Annotated in this window: 17 protein-coding genes; 8 read left to right on the top strand and 9 right to left on the bottom strand. The window is 63.9% G+C overall.

Annotated elements, in window-relative coordinates; genetic code table 11:
- The first annotated feature begins 13 nt into the window (after positions 1-13).
- A complete protein-coding gene (locus ATC00_RS01005) occupies positions 14-1,990 on the top strand; it encodes a protein-L-isoaspartate(D-aspartate) O-methyltransferase (RefSeq protein ID WP_064251695.1) in 1,977 nt (658 codons plus the stop codon).
- Between the two features lie 20 nt (positions 1,991-2,010).
- On the opposite strand, the gene ATC00_RS01000 is transcribed toward ATC00_RS01005, so the two are convergent.
- Complete coding sequence (locus ATC00_RS01000) at positions 2,011-2,334, bottom strand: hypothetical protein (RefSeq protein ID WP_037390038.1); 324 nt, start codon at positions 2,332-2,334, stop codon at positions 2,011-2,013.
- Between the two features lie 17 nt (positions 2,335-2,351).
- A complete protein-coding gene (locus ATC00_RS33815; RefSeq protein ID WP_082911913.1) occupies positions 2,352-2,483 on the bottom strand; it encodes a hypothetical protein in 132 nt (43 codons plus the stop codon).
- Positions 2,484-2,655: 172 nt separating this feature from the next.
- On the opposite strand from ATC00_RS33815, the gene ATC00_RS00995 reads away from it, so the two are divergent.
- The 3 genes from ATC00_RS00995 (at position 2,656) to ATC00_RS32840 (ending at position 3,724) form a co-directional block, all read left to right on the top strand.
- A complete protein-coding gene (locus ATC00_RS00995; protein WP_037389689.1) occupies positions 2,656-3,162 on the top strand; it encodes a ferritin-like domain-containing protein in 507 nt (168 codons plus the stop codon).
- A 91-nt stretch (positions 3,163-3,253) separates the two neighbouring features.
- A complete protein-coding gene (locus tag ATC00_RS00990) occupies positions 3,254-3,508 on the top strand; it encodes a hypothetical protein (RefSeq protein ID WP_037389691.1) in 255 nt (84 codons plus the stop codon).
- Between the two features lie 42 nt (positions 3,509-3,550).
- Entirely contained in the window at positions 3,551-3,724 is a 174-nt protein-coding gene (locus tag ATC00_RS32840) for a hypothetical protein (protein WP_162843156.1), read from the top strand.
- 84 nt (positions 3,725-3,808) lie between these two features.
- Here ATC00_RS32840 and ATC00_RS33260 read toward each other — a convergent pair whose 3' ends face one another.
- On the bottom strand, positions 3,809-4,021 hold the full coding sequence (locus tag ATC00_RS33260) for a hypothetical protein (RefSeq protein ID WP_037390040.1): 213 nt from the start codon (positions 4,019-4,021) through the stop codon (positions 3,809-3,811).
- Between the two features lie 155 nt (positions 4,022-4,176).
- Between ATC00_RS33260 and ATC00_RS00980 the strand changes: the two genes are divergently transcribed.
- Both ATC00_RS00980 and ATC00_RS32740 read left to right on the top strand, forming a co-directional pair.
- The gene (locus tag ATC00_RS00980) at positions 4,177-4,524 is read left to right on the top strand and encodes a hypothetical protein (protein WP_037389693.1); all 348 of its coding nucleotides are present in this window, start codon (positions 4,177-4,179) and stop codon (positions 4,522-4,524) included.
- A gap of 50 nt (positions 4,525-4,574) precedes the next feature.
- Positions 4,575-4,766 (top strand): hypothetical protein, encoded by a 192-nt coding sequence (locus tag ATC00_RS32740; RefSeq protein WP_037389695.1) that lies wholly within the window; start codon positions 4,575-4,577, stop codon positions 4,764-4,766.
- A gap of 74 nt (positions 4,767-4,840) precedes the next feature.
- Here ATC00_RS32740 and ATC00_RS00970 read toward each other — a convergent pair whose 3' ends face one another.
- Both ATC00_RS00970 and ATC00_RS00965 read right to left on the bottom strand, forming a co-directional pair.
- Entirely contained in the window at positions 4,841-5,116 is a 276-nt protein-coding gene (locus ATC00_RS00970) for a hypothetical protein (protein ID WP_037389697.1), read from the bottom strand.
- Positions 5,117-5,479: 363 nt separating this feature from the next.
- On the bottom strand, positions 5,480-5,923 hold the full coding sequence (locus tag ATC00_RS00965) for an META domain-containing protein (RefSeq protein ID WP_052035614.1): 444 nt from the start codon (positions 5,921-5,923) through the stop codon (positions 5,480-5,482).
- A 156-nt stretch (positions 5,924-6,079) separates the two neighbouring features.
- Here ATC00_RS00965 and dxr point away from each other — a divergent pair, with 156 nt between their 5' ends.
- On the top strand, positions 6,080-7,252 hold the full coding sequence (gene dxr / locus ATC00_RS00960; protein ID WP_037389699.1) for a 1-deoxy-D-xylulose-5-phosphate reductoisomerase: 1,173 nt from the start codon (positions 6,080-6,082) through the stop codon (positions 7,250-7,252).
- A gap of 17 nt (positions 7,253-7,269) precedes the next feature.
- Here the strand turns inward: dxr and hemA are convergent, their stop codons facing one another.
- The 4 genes from hemA to ATC00_RS00940 form a co-directional block, all read right to left on the bottom strand.
- Positions 7,270-8,484, bottom strand: a complete 1,215-nt coding sequence (gene hemA, locus ATC00_RS00955) for a 5-aminolevulinate synthase (protein ID WP_037389701.1) — start codon at positions 8,482-8,484, stop codon at positions 7,270-7,272.
- Positions 8,485-8,697: 213 nt separating this feature from the next.
- The gene (locus tag ATC00_RS00950) at positions 8,698-9,495 is read right to left on the bottom strand and encodes an FAD binding domain-containing protein (RefSeq protein ID WP_037389703.1); all 798 of its coding nucleotides are present in this window, start codon (positions 9,493-9,495) and stop codon (positions 8,698-8,700) included.
- 15 nt (positions 9,496-9,510) lie between these two features.
- Entirely contained in the window at positions 9,511-11,856 is a 2,346-nt protein-coding gene (locus ATC00_RS00945; protein WP_064251694.1) for a xanthine dehydrogenase family protein molybdopterin-binding subunit, read from the bottom strand.
- 58 nt (positions 11,857-11,914) lie between these two features.
- Positions 11,915-12,403 carry a (2Fe-2S)-binding protein gene (locus tag ATC00_RS00940; protein ID WP_064251693.1) on the bottom strand — a complete coding sequence of 163 codons (489 nt, stop codon included), beginning with the start codon at positions 12,401-12,403 and terminating at the stop codon, positions 11,915-11,917.
- Between the two features lie 425 nt (positions 12,404-12,828).
- Here ATC00_RS00940 and ATC00_RS00935 point away from each other — a divergent pair, with 425 nt between their 5' ends.
- The gene (locus tag ATC00_RS00935) at positions 12,829-13,080 is read left to right on the top strand and encodes a glycine zipper domain-containing protein (RefSeq protein WP_028001696.1); all 252 of its coding nucleotides are present in this window, start codon (positions 12,829-12,831) and stop codon (positions 13,078-13,080) included.
- The last annotated feature ends 123 nt before the right edge of the window (positions 13,081-13,203 follow it).

The raw sequence follows: 13,203 nt of genomic DNA, 5'->3' as shown, positions 1-13,203 counted from the left end.
AGGAGGGTCCGTCATGATCGATTTTTCCCATGCTCGCGAAAGAATGATCCTGTCCCACCTCTCGCGCCGCGGCATCCGGGATCCCGACGTTCTTGAAGCGATGCGGATCGTCCCGCGCGAGGCCTTCGTCGAGCCCGGCTTCGAGGAATTCGCCTATGAGGATTCGGCCCTGTCGATCGGCCATGGCCAGACTATCTCCCAGCCCTTCATCGTCGCTCTGATGACGGAAAAGGCGGAGGTGCAGCCGGGCGATACCGTTCTGGAGATCGGCACGGGATCAGGCTATGCGGCGGCGATCTTGAGCCGCATCGCTGCTGACGTCTACACGGTGGAGCGCCACGCCGGCCTGGCCGAGACCGCCGAAAGGCGCTTCGCCAAGCTCGGCTACGACAATATCTCCGTGCGGGTCGGCGACGGAACGACGGGCTGGCCGGAAGCCGGGCCGTTCGATGCGATCCTCGTGGCGGCGGGCGGTCCGGACGTGCCGCAGGCCCTCAAGGAGCAGCTGGATCTCGGCGGCCATCTGGTGATCCCCGTCGGCCCGCGCGATGAGCAGCGCCTTATGAAGATCACCCGCGTCAACGCCGCCACATTCGAGGAACACGATCTCGGCGGCGTCAGGTTCGTGCCGCTCATCGGCGAGCAAGGCTGGCAGGAAGACAAGACCCAGCTGCGTCCGAAAGCCGGCCGCACGCGCACCCTGCCCAAGTTGATCGCCGAAGCGGCCGAACCGCTGCCGGAATTCGACGATCCCGCCTTCGGGCGCCTCTTCGACCGCTTCGCCGAACGCCGGCTGGTGCTGCTCGGCGAGGCGAGCCATGGAACATCGGAATTCTATCGCGCCCGCGCCGCCATAACCCGCCGGCTGATCGAGACGCATGGCTTCACCATCGTCGCCGTCGAGGCGGACTGGCCGGATGCCGCTGTGGTCGATCGCTACGTCCGCCACCGGCCGCCGAGCGCCCGGCCGCAGGTTCCCTTCCAGCGCTTCCCCACCTGGATGTGGCGAAACCGCGAGGTAATGGACTTCGTCGAATGGCTGCGCAGTCACAACGAGGAGAAGGACGAAGCGTCGAGAGCGGGATTCTATGGCCTTGACATCTACAACATGAGCGGCTCGATTGCCGCAGTCCTCGCATATCTCGACAAGGTTGATCCGCAAGCGGGAGCGATCGCGCGCCAGCGCTATGGATGCCTGACGCCTTGGCAGAACGAACCCTCCACCTATGGCCGGGCGGCCTTGAGCAAGAGCTTCCGCGAATGCGAGGAGGCGGTCGTTCGGCAGTGCCGCGAGTTGCTGGACAAACAGCTAAAGGCCGGGCGGGAGAGCGGCGACGATCTGCTGGACGCGGCGCAGAATGCGCGGCTCGTCGCCTCGGCGGAAAAATACTACCGCATCATGTATTACGCCGGTGCCGAGTCCTGGAACATGCGCGACACCCATATGTTCGAGACGCTGCGGCATGTTCTCAATGCGCGCGGATCCGGCGCCAAGGCCGTCGTCTGGGCCCATAATTCTCATATCGGCGACGCCCGTCACACGGACATGGGAACGGCACGCGACGAGCTCAACATCGGTCAGCTCTGCCGCGAGCATTTCCCCGATGAGGCGGCGCTGATCGGCTTCGACACCCATGACGGACAGGTCGCCGCGGCCAGCGACTGGGGAAGCGACATGGAGGTGAAGGCGATACGGCCGTCGCTCAACGGCAGTTACGAGCGGCATTTCCATGATTCAGGCGTCGGCCGCTTTCTCCTGGATTTCTCGCGGGACCGGGAGCTCCGCGACCGTCTGCTGGAGCCGAAGCTCGAGCGGTTCATCGGCGTGATCTACCGGCCGGAGACTGAGCGGCTGAGCCACTATGCCCATGCCTCGCTGCCGCGGCAGTTCGACGCCTTCGTCTGGTTCGACAAAACGTCGCCGGTTATCCCGCTCGGGCCCGAACATGTCGGACCGGGCTTACCCGAGACCTTCCCGTTCGGTCTGTGAAACTGGCCGGCCGGAGGCCTTCAAAGCTCGGTGGAAATAATGTTGTCAACGGTCACCTGGCCGGCAATCACGCCGCGGTCCGAGCCCGGAGGCGCCGGGCCCTCTTCGATCACCGTGTAGAGCTTTTCGTTGCGAAAGGCGCTCGCCATGTCGGTGGTCACGCCTTCCGCCGGCTTCGCGTCGATCTCACGGAAATCGAGCTCAGCCTCCGAGGCAACGATCCTGGCGTCACCGCTCGAGCGCGCGGTAACGACCACTTCACCCTGGTACCTGGCATTCTGCCAGTTCGGGTCCTCAGGATCGGCGAGCGGCGTCAGCCGGTAAATCTTCAGTTCTTCCTGCATGAGCTTCCTCGAGGTGGTCATTCCGACTGGTCGATCGCATGGGGCGCCGGCTGCCCCCCCTCGGCCGGTCCGTCGAACGGAAAGATCGTCCAGAGCACGGCAACCATGATCAGGGCGACGATCACTGCTGCGGCAACGGTTTTCGACATCGTACCTTCCGGCGATTGCTGTGATTGAATCAGTCAAACCTGCGGTTTTGCCGCTTCCTATCAATCGCCAGGGATTGGAATTGTTCCGCGGCGGTCTTCGCCCCCACCCTTCCCCCGCGGAACCTTTCGCAGCAAGGCCGGTTGAATCACGTCCAATCAGGAGGAACGAGCGATGCACAAGGCGAGCGAACACTTACAGGCTTGGCTCCGGGATGCGCATGCCATGGAGGAACAGGCGATCACGATGCTCACCAGTCAATCCCGGCGTCTGGAAAACTATCCTGAGCTCAAAGCCCGGATCGATCGCCACCTGCAGGAAACCCGCGACCAGGCCGCAATGCTCAAGCGTTGCCTTGAGCGACTGCATGGCGGGACCTCCGCCGTCAAGGATATCAGCGGCAAGATCGTAGCCATCGGACAGGGTTTGAGCGGGCTCTTCGTGAGCGACGAAGTCGTCAAGGGCTCGCTTGCCAGCTACACGTTCGAACACATGGAAATCGCCAGCTACAAGATCCTCATTGCTGCCGCAGACTATGCCGGCGATCAGGAGACGAAGCGGGTCTGCGAAACCATCCTGCAGCAGGAAGTCGAGATGGCCGAGTGGCTCGACCAGCATTCGGCGGAAATTACCCGCACTTTCCTGGAGCGAGATCAGCGCGGCGTGACAGCCAAGCATTGACGGGCGAAGCAGCATCCAGCCCCGTGGCGCCTCGAACACGGGAACAAACTCTCTGTCTCCGCTTTCCTCTCTCAGAAGAAGGAAGGATCCGATGGTACGCAACAGCCCGAACGACCCCCGCAGGGACCCTGCTCCGCCCGCCGATGAAGAGGCGCCGGGCACACCGGAAAGCATGAAAGTCCGACCGGTCGTCCAAGGGCGCGTACGCCCGGTGCGCAGCAGAGACGAGCAGAACGTCGATCCGGACGAGGCTCTTCCAAGTGACGAAGAGGAGCAGTCGATCGACGACAATCCATCCCGCGAAGAGGTGCGCTTCGGCGAGGTGAAGACGCCGAAGCCTGACTGACCCGCCCGCGGGCTGTGGCTCTATCGCAAGGAGGCACCGAACATGGTGATGGACTATTTCTGGCTATTGGTGACCGGTGGCGGTGCCTTCCTCCTCGGCGCGGCCGTCGCCTATGCGATCATGCGGCAGAAAGCGCTTCCGCCCGTGACCAAGGAAGCCCAGCAGCGCGAGATCGACAGGCTCTACGACCGGCCTCCGGAAAACAAGCCCCGCTGATTTAACGGGCGTAGAGTCACCTCAGGGCCCGCGGGGACGAGCTTGGCTCGCTGCGCGTTCCAGTGCAACAAGGGCCTCCTCTTCTCAGTGACACAACAGATTGAGCTCGACCGGCTGTCGCAGTGCGATCTGGATATGGCGCGGTCCGAACGCCCGGATCAAACCGTAGCCGGGAAACCGACCATTGCCCGGGCGGCGATTGTTCCAGCGATTGATCTTACGGTAGGGCCGCGCCTCGTAAGCGTGCGAAACTCCGAGGATGCGCGAACACTCTTCGTAGAAGGCCTTTCTGTCCATAGCTCGAGCTTTGGTCAATGCCGCTGGCACCGCGGTTCCCCGCACCCCCAACGATCCCGACCTCCGGAGGTTCCGGAGCGAACCGGTGCTGCAGGGCGCGGACGGGAACAAACCGTGCGCAAGCCGGTTGTTCTGACGGCAGAAGGGAGAAAAGCATGTCCAAGCTGCCCGAGACGGCAAACAACCCGGCACAGCTGCGCGGAGACATCCAGCACGGCAGGACCGGCGACAAGCGGCCGGGGTTCGATCCGGCGGCGGCGCCGCTCGAGACCGACGGCGAGGCAGCGGGAACTCCGCTCAACGCGCAGATGACGCAAGAAGCGAGAGCAGCGCAGCTTCATGGCGAACCGGCTGTCTCGACCGAGTTCGGCGATGCGATGCGCCCGTTTGCCACCGAAGCTGGTCGCGCCTCGAGGCCGCGGCTCGGACTGTCGCTGCTGATCTCCGGCGTTGTGCTCGCCGCGACCATTCTGGTCTACGCGATCGCCGCCGACTGGCTATAATGGAGGACCCCCTCCTCTCGCAGCGGCGAGGCGAACCGAAGGAGTTTCGAATGTCTGATCCTCGCCCCGACAGAAGAAACCCGCTCCCGGATCTGACCGCCCGGGAAGAGGCGCTCTACCTGCGCCGGTCGTCGATGCGCTTTCTCGAATGCGCCATTCACCTCTGCGCCACGCACATGTCGCTGGAAGAGGTGGCCGATCTGCTCGAGAAGGAAGCGGAGCAGTTGAGGCGCTTCGGCTGATTTTTCGCACGCGCCACCCTCTCCGCACCGGCGGCCCGTGACTTGGGGCCATTCCAACGAAGGTTCAGAGCTGTTCAGTCGAAGATCGCCCCTTTTGCGCCTTCATATTCGCGCGCCAGGGTCTCGATGGCGGAAGACGCTTCCTTGTAGCTCCAGCCCGCCGCTTCGGCCTTGCGTGCCAGAGCGACCAGATCGTCGGTCATCTCCCCGCCGATGGCGGCCACGATACTGTCCTGGGAGGCTGCAGCGAGGTCCGAAACCGCCGGTCTCAGGGCCGCTATGCAGTCTGCCTGCCGGCCCGGATAGTCGGCATCCCGCTGCGGACGGGAAATCGCATGTGATTCCGCCATGTCTTTCTCCTTCGCTCGATCCGGATCCCTCTTGCAACGGAGGGAGTAATGGTTGGATCTGCCGATTGTTCCTGCGCCAGTGGTCGATTGAATCTGCCGGCCATCCTGAGCGACGGCGGCACCGGCCCGGGGGAGAAACCTGTACCGAGTCGGTGTACCGAGTAGCCGGCTTCGCTTTTCCGGTTCCCGGAACAATTTTCCGCGTGGCGAATTATCTAGGCATCGCTCCAAAGATGGGAGCGACAATCAAGTCCCCCACCTTCGCTGTAGGCAGTGTCCGCATCTGCGGGCGCTGCCGGGGCGTGTCTATCATCCCGCAGCGGCCGCGACCGTATGACCCGCAAGGTCTGAGGTTGGACTTGGCTAGGGCTTGCCGCCCGAGAGAGGCGCTTTTACCGGCACAAGACGCATGCCGGACGCGCCGTCCGGTCCCGTCAGAGCAAGGGTCGCGGCATCCACTTTCCAGGCAAGTGCGTCTTTCAGCATGTCGAAAAGCTTCTGTTCCTGTTCCATGACCGCGGGAGCGCAGATGATGTGCGTCGCCTCGGTCGGGCCGAAGATGATCGTTCCTTCCGAAAGGCTGAAGACGCCGGTGAAGAAATTGCAGCCACCCGTGCCGCCATAGGTACCGTCCTCGCGTATTTCGAGAACCATCTCCGGATCGTCGACAGCTTCGCCTGATTTGACGGCCTCGGCGCGCCAGGAACCGATCAACTCTTGCGGCACGTTTTCGGCGCCGACTGATCGCAGCGAGGTGAGCTCGATCAGCACGCAGGCACAGGATGCGGCTGTCAGGGCGTTGAGCATCGGAATTCCTCATGCAATCACTGCGGCATCTGCTGCCGCATCGATTCCTACCCCAGGAGCGCCGGATAGAGAAGAGCGGCCGCTTCTACCCTTGTTGCCGGCGGATTTCGGCTGTAGAGCCTATCGTTTCAACAAGAAGAAAAACGGGATTTGGCAATGGCATCCGGCGAGAAAGGCACGCGCCGCCTGACGATACTGGGCTCGACCGGCTCGATCGGCACCAACACGCTCGATGTCGTCGAGCGGCTCGGCGGGCGCGACCGCTTCCAAATCGCTGCCCTGACCGGGAACGGCAACATACCGCTTCTCGCCGAACAGGCGCGACGGGTAGGTGCGGAACTGGCGGTAACCGCCGACGAACACAGATACGGCGAACTCAAGGATGCACTTGCCGGCAGCGGCATCGAAGTGGCCGCCGGGCGGAGCGGCCTGACCGAGGCAGCCGAACGCGATGCCGGCTGGCTGATGGCGGCAATCGTCGGCAATGCCGGCCTTGCGCCGACGCTTGCAGCGGCACGGCGCGGCGCCGACATCGCGCTTGCCAACAAGGAATGCCTCGTCTCCGCTGGCAGCCTGTTCATCGAGGCGGTCAGCAAGGGCGGGGGCCGGCTGCTGCCCGTCGATAGCGAGCACAATGCGATCTTCCAGGTGCTGGAGAACGACCAGCGCCATGCCGTCGAACGCGTCGTCCTGACGGCCTCGGGCGGCCCGTTCCGCACCAAGACTCTCGATGAGATGCGGCATGTGACCGCCGACATCGCCCGCGCCCACCCGAACTGGTCGATGGGGCTGAAGATCTCGATCGACAGCGCCTCGATGTTCAACAAGGCGCTGGAAATGATCGAGGCGCGCCATCTCTTCCGCCTGCGCCCCGACCAGATCGAGGTGATCGTGCATCCGCAGTCGGTCGTCCACTCGATGGTCGGCTACAGTGACGGATCGGTGCTCGCGCAGCTCGGCTGCCCCGATATGCGCACGGCGATCGGCTACGCGCTTTCCTATCCGAAGCGCTGCGAGCTGCCGATCGAGCGGCTCGACTTCGCCAAGCTCGCCCGGCTCGATTTCGAAGCGCCGGATGAGACGCGCTTCCCGGCACTTCGCCTAGCGCGACGCGCCATGGAGGCGGGCGGGATTCAGGGTGCGGTGCTGAACGGCGCTAAGGAAACGGCCCTTGAGGCCTTCATCAAGGGTCGCATCGGCTTCCTCGCCATGGCCGAAATTGTCGAAAAAGTGATGGATCTGCTCTCAGATCTGCCGGCCGCCGTGACCATGGACGACGTCTTCGCGGCGGATAAAAAAGCCCGGCAGACGGCGGCCGGGCTGATCTGATCCAAGTTCGCCGTAGCTTACGCGACCGCCCTTGCCAGCGCGCAGCGCGACCACAGCGAATGCAGCGCGCCGACCAGATGGTCGATGTCGGCATCCGAATGCAGCGGCGTCGGCGTGATGCGCAGCCGCTCGGTCTTCTTCGGAACCGTCGGATAGTTGATCGGCTGGACATAGACGCCGAAGTTGTCGAGCAGCAGGTCGGAGATCCACTTGCACTTGGCGGCGTCGCCGACCATCACCGGGACGATATGGCTCGGGTTGACCATGTGCGGGATGCCGCGCTGGTCGAGCAGCGAGCGCAGCCGACGCACACGCTCCTGATGGGCGAAGCGTTCGCGCTGGCTTTCCTTGAGATGCCGGATGGAGGCGAGCGCGCCGGCGGCGAGCGCCGGCGGCAAGGCGGTCGTGAAGATGAAGCCGGAGGCGAAGGAGCGGATGAAATCGCAGAGCGCCGCCGACCCGGTGATGTAGCCGCCCATGACGCCGAAGGCCTTGCCGAGCGTGCCCTCGATCACCGTCAACCGGTGCATCAGCCCTTCGCGTTCGGCGATGCCGCCGCCGCGCGGGCCGTACATGCCGACGGCATGCACCTCGTCGAGATAGGTCATCGCGCCGTATTTGTCGGCGAGGTCGCAGAATTCCTTTATCGGTGCGATGTCGCCGTCCATCGAATAGACCGACTCGAAGGCGATGATTTTCGGCGCCCGCGGATCAGCCGCCGCCAGTTTCGCTTCGAGATCTGCCACCGAATTGTGCTTGAAGATGACGCGCTCGCATTTCGAGTGACGGATCCCCTCGATCATCGAAGCGTGATTCCCGGCGTCCGAGAAGACGATGACCCCGGGAATCTTGGAACAGAGCGTGCCGAGCGCGGCCCAGTTGGAGACATAGCCGGAAGTGAAGAGCAGCGCCGATTCCTTGCCGTGCAGGTCGGCGAGCTCACGCTCGAGCAGGACGTGGTAGTGATTGGTTCCGGAGATGTTGCGCGTTCCGCCGGCGCCGGCGCCGCATTCGTCGATCGCCCGCTTCATCGCGTCTGTGACGACCGGCGACTGACCCATGCCGAGATAATCGTTCGAGCACCAGACCGTGACTTCCTGGCTACCGTCGGCCGTGTAGCGCGTCGCCTTCGGGAAATCACCGCGGTGACGGGCGAGATCGGCGAAGACCCTGTAGCGACCTTCCTGATGCAGCCCGTCCAGCTCGTTATTAAAGAAACTCTCGAAATCCATCATCATCTCCGATGCCCAGCCGCCTTTCTTCATTCAAAGCGACCGGGGGTCAACCCCGGAACGGCCCCCCCGCGCGCAACTGCGGCAAAAGGCCCCTAGTTTTGAACTATTCCAAAACAGCTAGCGCAACTCAATCCCTTCAACTTTGATCGAAGTCAAGCGATTGTGACAAAGGACGGCCGCAGCCGCCCTTTTTCGAGACTTAAGTAGGCCTCAGGCGGCCGCCACGGCACGCTTGGTCATAACCTTCACGAGATTTGCGCGGTAGGCGGCGCTGGCGTGAAGGTCTGTCAGCAAATCCGATGCATCGACCGCCACATTCGCCACCGCATCCGGCGACCAGTTGGCGGATAGCGCCGCCTCGAGGCCCTGATGCCGGAAGACGCCGTTCGAACCGGCGCCGGTCACCGCGACACGCACCTCGCCGTCGTTGCGCCGGGCGACAAAGACGCCGGTCATCGCGTAGCGTGAAGCCGGGTTGGCGAACTTCTGGTAGGCTGCCTTGGCCGGCGCGTCGAAGCGCACGGCGGTGATGATTTCTCCCTCCTCCAGCGCCGTTTCGAAGAGGTCGGTAAAGAAATCGCCCGCCTTGATCTCACGCCGGTCGGTGACGATCACCGCATCGACCGCCAGCATCGCGGCCGGGTAGTCCGCCGCCGGGTCGTTGTTGGCGATCGAGCCGCCGATCGTTCCCATATGGCGCACCGCCGGATCGCCGATGTGACCGGCGAGGTCGCAGACGGCCGGGCACACCGCGCCCAGCTCGGCGGACGTGGCGACCTCCTCATGCGTCGCCGCGGCGCCGATCCGGACCGAGCGGCCGTCGACGGCGATCCCCTTCAACTCCGTGATGTGACGTAGATCGACAAGGTCGCTCGGCGCGGCGAGCCGCAACCGCATCGTCGGGATCAGCGTCATGCCGCCGGAGACATATTTGCCCTCCGCCGCAGCACCCATCATCTGCACCGCTTCCTGGATCGAGGAGGCTCTGTGATAGTTTGTCTCGTACATCTTGATTCCTCCCGATCAGTGGGCGGGCTGGGCCGCTGCCCAGACCTTTTCCGGCGTCGCCGGCATCGTCAGCTGATTGTTGCCGATCGCGTCGGTGATCGCGTTGATCAGCGCCGGCGGCGAGCCGATCGCACCAGCCTCGCCGCAGCCCTTCACGCCCAACGGATTGTTCGGACAGGGGGTGTTCGAGGTAGACACCGTGAACGACGGCACGTCGTCGGCGCGCGGCATCGCGTAGTCCAGGTAGCTCGCCGTCAGCAGTTGACCGCTGTCATCGTAGCGGACTCCCTCGAGCAGGGCCTGGCCGATACCCTGCGCCAAGCCGCCATGCACTTGGCCCTCGACGATCATCGGATTGATGATGTTGCCGAAATCGTCTGCTGCAACGAACTGGACGATCTGGGTGCGGCCAGTCTCCGGATCGATCTCCACCTCGCAGATGTAACAGCCGGCCGGGAAGGTGAAGTTGGCGGGATCGTAGAAGGCGCTTTCCTTCAGCCCCGGCTCGAGTCCCGGCGGCAGGTTGTGGGCGGTATAGGCGGCGAGCGCCATCTGGAACCAGGGGACCGACTTGTCGGTGCCGGCGACCTTCAGCGCGCCATCTTCGATGACGACGTCGCTTTCATCCGCCTCCATCAGATGCGCGGCGATCTTCTTCGCTTTCGCCTCGACCTTGTCGAGCGCCTTGGCGAGCGCCGACATGCCGACCGCACCGGAGCGCGAGCCGTAGGTGCCCATGCCCATCTGCACCTTGTCGGTGTCGCCATGGACGATGTTGATGCTGTCGATCGGCAGGCCGAGCCGATCGGCGACGAGCTGGGCAAAGGTGGTTTCATGCCCCTGGCCGTGGCTATGCGATCCGGTCATCACCTCGATCGTGCCGGCCATGTTGACCTTGACCTCGGCCGATTCCCACAGTCCGACGCCGGCGCCGAGCGAACCGACGGCCGCCGAGGGCGCCAGCCCACAGGCCTCGATGTAACAGCTCATGCCGATGCCTCGCTTCATGCCGCGTCCTTCGGCCTCGGCCTTGCGGGCCGCGAAGCCGTTCCAGTCGGCCGCCGTCATCGCGGCGTTAAGCGAGGCTTCGTAGTCGCCGGCGTCGTAGTTCATGATCACCGGCGTCTGGTGCGGGAAGGAGCGGATGAAGTTGGTGCGACGCAGTTCCGCCGGGGACATGCCGAGCTCGCGCGCCGCCGTCTCCATCGTCCGCTCGAGCAGGTAGGTCGCCTCCGGTCGCCCGGCGCCGCGATAGGCGTCGACCGGCACCGTATTAGTATAGATGGTGCGGACATTGGCGTGGATCGCCGGGATGTCGTACTGACCGGAAAGCAGCGTCGCATAGAGATAGGTCGGCACGCAGGAGGAGAAGAGCGACATATAGGCGCCGAGATTGGCGATGGTATCGACTTTCAGCGCGGTGATCCGGTGACCGGCATCGAAGGCCATCTTCACGGTCGAGACGTGGTCTCGTCCATGGGCGTCGGTGAGGAAGGCTTCCGTGCGGTCGCAGGTCCACTTGACCGGCACGCCTGTCCGCTTCGAGGCCCAGAGACAGACGATCTCCTCCGGATAGATGTAGATCTTCGAGCCGAAGCCGCCGCCGACGTCGGGGGCGATCACCCGGAGCTTGTTTTCCGGTGCGACATTGTAGAAGGCACTCATCACCAGCCGCGCCAGATGCGGGTTCTGACTGGTCGTATAGCAGGTATAGTGATCGTCGCCGGCATCGTAGATCCCGAGCGTGGCGCGCGGCTCCATCGGATTGGGCGCCAGGCGGTTGTTGTAAATCTTCAACTCCGTCACATGCGCCGCGGCTGCCAGCGCCCGGTCGACCGCTGCGGCATCGCCGAGCTCCCAGTCGAAGATCAGATTGTTGGGCGCCTCGGGGTGAAGCTGCGGCTCGCCGTCGGCGAGCGTCTGCAGCGGATCAGTGACGGCCGGCAGGAGGTCGTAGTCGACGACCACCGCCTCGGCCGCATCGCGCGCCTCGGCGACACTGTCGGCCACGACGATCGCCACGGCGTCGCCGACATAGCGCACCGTCTTGTCGGCCAGCGGCCGCCAGGCGCCCATCTTCATCGGCGAGCCGTCCTTGGAGTGAATCATCCAGCCGCAGATCAGGTTGCCGATGCCGTCGGCCAGCAATTGCTTGCCGTCGAGCACGTCGATGACGCCCGGCATCGCCCTGGCGGCGGTCGCGTCGATGCCGGTGATCGTCGCATGCGCATGCGGACTGCGCACGAAGACCGCATATTTCATGCCGGGCACCGACATATCGTCCGTATAGCGCCCCTTGCCCGTCAGGAACCGCCTGTCTTCCTTGCGCGCCACGCGCGCGCCGATGCCATCAACGCCCATTGCCTATCTCCTCCCGAGACATTCAGCTGGATTGGTTCTACAGGTAGCGGCCTGCCGCTCATTCCGCGGCCTGACGCGCGCCGCCCATTTCCTGGGCCGCGCCGAGGATCGCCTTGACGATGTTATGGTAGCCGGTGCAGCGACAGATATTGCCTTCGAGTTCGAAGCGGACCGTCGCCTCGTCGAGATTGCTACCGTGACGCCTGATCATGTCGACTGCCGTCATCACCATGCCGGGCGTGCAGAAGCCGCATTGCAGGCCATGATGCGCCTTGAAGGCCGCCTGCACCGGGTGGAGCTCGCCATTTTGCGCCAATCCCTCGATGGTCGTGATCGCCGAGCTTGCGGCTTGCGCCGCAAGGATGGAACAGCTCTTCACCGATTGGCCGTCCATATGGACGACGCAGGCGCCGCATTGCGACGTGTCGCAGCCGACATGGGTACCGGTCAGTCCGAGATTTTCGCGGATAAAGTGCACCAGCAGCGTCCGGTCGTCGCAGACGCCGCTTACCTGGCGGCCGTTGACCGTCATTGTTACTTTCGCCATTTCGCTCCTCCGGAGTGGTCCGTACCAAGGCGAGCGCGGCTTCAAATCGGGTGAGATATGTTCACGCGACCGGAAGTACGCGTCCTGATATCAATGCCCTTTGCCAGCAGCCCGCTCCTCCCGGACCATTGGCGACGTTGTATCATTTGTCTTTTTTCAAAATGTCGCAACCGTCTCGGCCGCAGAAGGGCAAAAAAATCCGAGAGGGCATGTAACGCTGGAAACAGCGCCTTCATCTCCTGTTCAGGAAGGATCGCATTATCTTGCGGCCGGACGATCGCGCCGCCTCCAGTGGACTTTCCTGGGCGGCGGGGTATTTTCCGCATTGCAAGTTCAAGTGGCGGGACGCGACCGCGTCTCGCCGCCACCACCCAAGAGACGGACGAGGCGACAGGCTGACATCCGTAGAGATCGGAGAGGACAATATGAAGAAAGCCATCGCACTAGTTCTGGTCGCCCTGTCGGTCGCAAGCTGCACGCAGACGGAGAAGGGTGCCGGCATCGGCGCCGCGTCGGGCGCGATCATCGGCGGCGCGATCACCGGCGACGTGCGCGGCGCGGCCGTCGGCGCGGCCATCGGCGGCGTATCGGGCGCCGTCATCGGCCATGTCACCGACCAGCCGGGCCAGTGCTACTACCGCGACCGCTACGGCCGCCGCTACATCGACCGTTGCTGATTGCCGCGGCGATCATCGAACGAACGGCCCCGGAGCAATCCGGGGCTTCTCTTTTTGGGCTGGGTCTGTCAAGCAAAGGACATCCTCTCCGCGCCTGCAAGGCGCGGCGTCGGTCGTTGTCTT

It is taken from the genome of Sinorhizobium americanum (assembly GCF_001651855.1).
In the GTDB taxonomy this organism is placed as follows: domain Bacteria; phylum Pseudomonadota; class Alphaproteobacteria; order Rhizobiales; family Rhizobiaceae; genus Sinorhizobium; species Sinorhizobium americanum.
This window is presented reverse-complemented; position numbering and strand designations above follow the sequence as displayed.

Bases quoted from the DNA above. Each gene is read 5' to 3' on its own strand.
- ATC00_RS01005 (WP_064251695.1), top strand. From the start codon at position 14: ATGATCGATTTTTCCCATGCTCGCGAAAGAATGATCCTGTCCCACCTC.
- ATC00_RS01000 (WP_037390038.1), bottom strand. From the start codon at position 2,334: ATGCAGGAAGAACTGAAGATTTACCGGCTGACGCCGCTCGCCGATCCT.
- ATC00_RS33815 (WP_082911913.1), bottom strand. From the start codon at position 2,483: ATGTCGAAAACCGTTGCCGCAGCAGTGATCGTCGCCCTGATCATGGTT.
- ATC00_RS00995 (WP_037389689.1), top strand. From the start codon at position 2,656: ATGCACAAGGCGAGCGAACACTTACAGGCTTGGCTCCGGGATGCGCAT.
- ATC00_RS00990 (WP_037389691.1), top strand. From the start codon at position 3,254: ATGGTACGCAACAGCCCGAACGACCCCCGCAGGGACCCTGCTCCGCCC.
- ATC00_RS32840 (WP_162843156.1), top strand. From the start codon at position 3,551: ATGGTGATGGACTATTTCTGGCTATTGGTGACCGGTGGCGGTGCCTTC.
- ATC00_RS33260 (WP_037390040.1), bottom strand. From the start codon at position 4,021: ATGGACAGAAAGGCCTTCTACGAAGAGTGTTCGCGCATCCTCGGAGTT.
- ATC00_RS00980 (WP_037389693.1), top strand. From the start codon at position 4,177: ATGTCCAAGCTGCCCGAGACGGCAAACAACCCGGCACAGCTGCGCGGA.
- ATC00_RS32740 (WP_037389695.1), top strand. From the start codon at position 4,575: ATGTCTGATCCTCGCCCCGACAGAAGAAACCCGCTCCCGGATCTGACC.
- ATC00_RS00970 (WP_037389697.1), bottom strand. From the start codon at position 5,116: ATGGCGGAATCACATGCGATTTCCCGTCCGCAGCGGGATGCCGACTAT.
- ATC00_RS00965 (WP_052035614.1), bottom strand. From the start codon at position 5,923: ATGCTCAACGCCCTGACAGCCGCATCCTGTGCCTGCGTGCTGATCGAG.
- dxr (WP_037389699.1), top strand. From the start codon at position 6,080: ATGGCATCCGGCGAGAAAGGCACGCGCCGCCTGACGATACTGGGCTCG.
- hemA (WP_037389701.1), bottom strand. From the start codon at position 8,484: ATGGATTTCGAGAGTTTCTTTAATAACGAGCTGGACGGGCTGCATCAG.
- ATC00_RS00950 (WP_037389703.1), bottom strand. From the start codon at position 9,495: ATGTACGAGACAAACTATCACAGAGCCTCCTCGATCCAGGAAGCGGTG.
- ATC00_RS00945 (WP_064251694.1), bottom strand. From the start codon at position 11,856: ATGGGCGTTGATGGCATCGGCGCGCGCGTGGCGCGCAAGGAAGACAGG.
- ATC00_RS00940 (WP_064251693.1), bottom strand. From the start codon at position 12,403: ATGGCGAAAGTAACAATGACGGTCAACGGCCGCCAGGTAAGCGGCGTC.
- ATC00_RS00935 (WP_028001696.1), top strand. From the start codon at position 12,829: ATGAAGAAAGCCATCGCACTAGTTCTGGTCGCCCTGTCGGTCGCAAGC.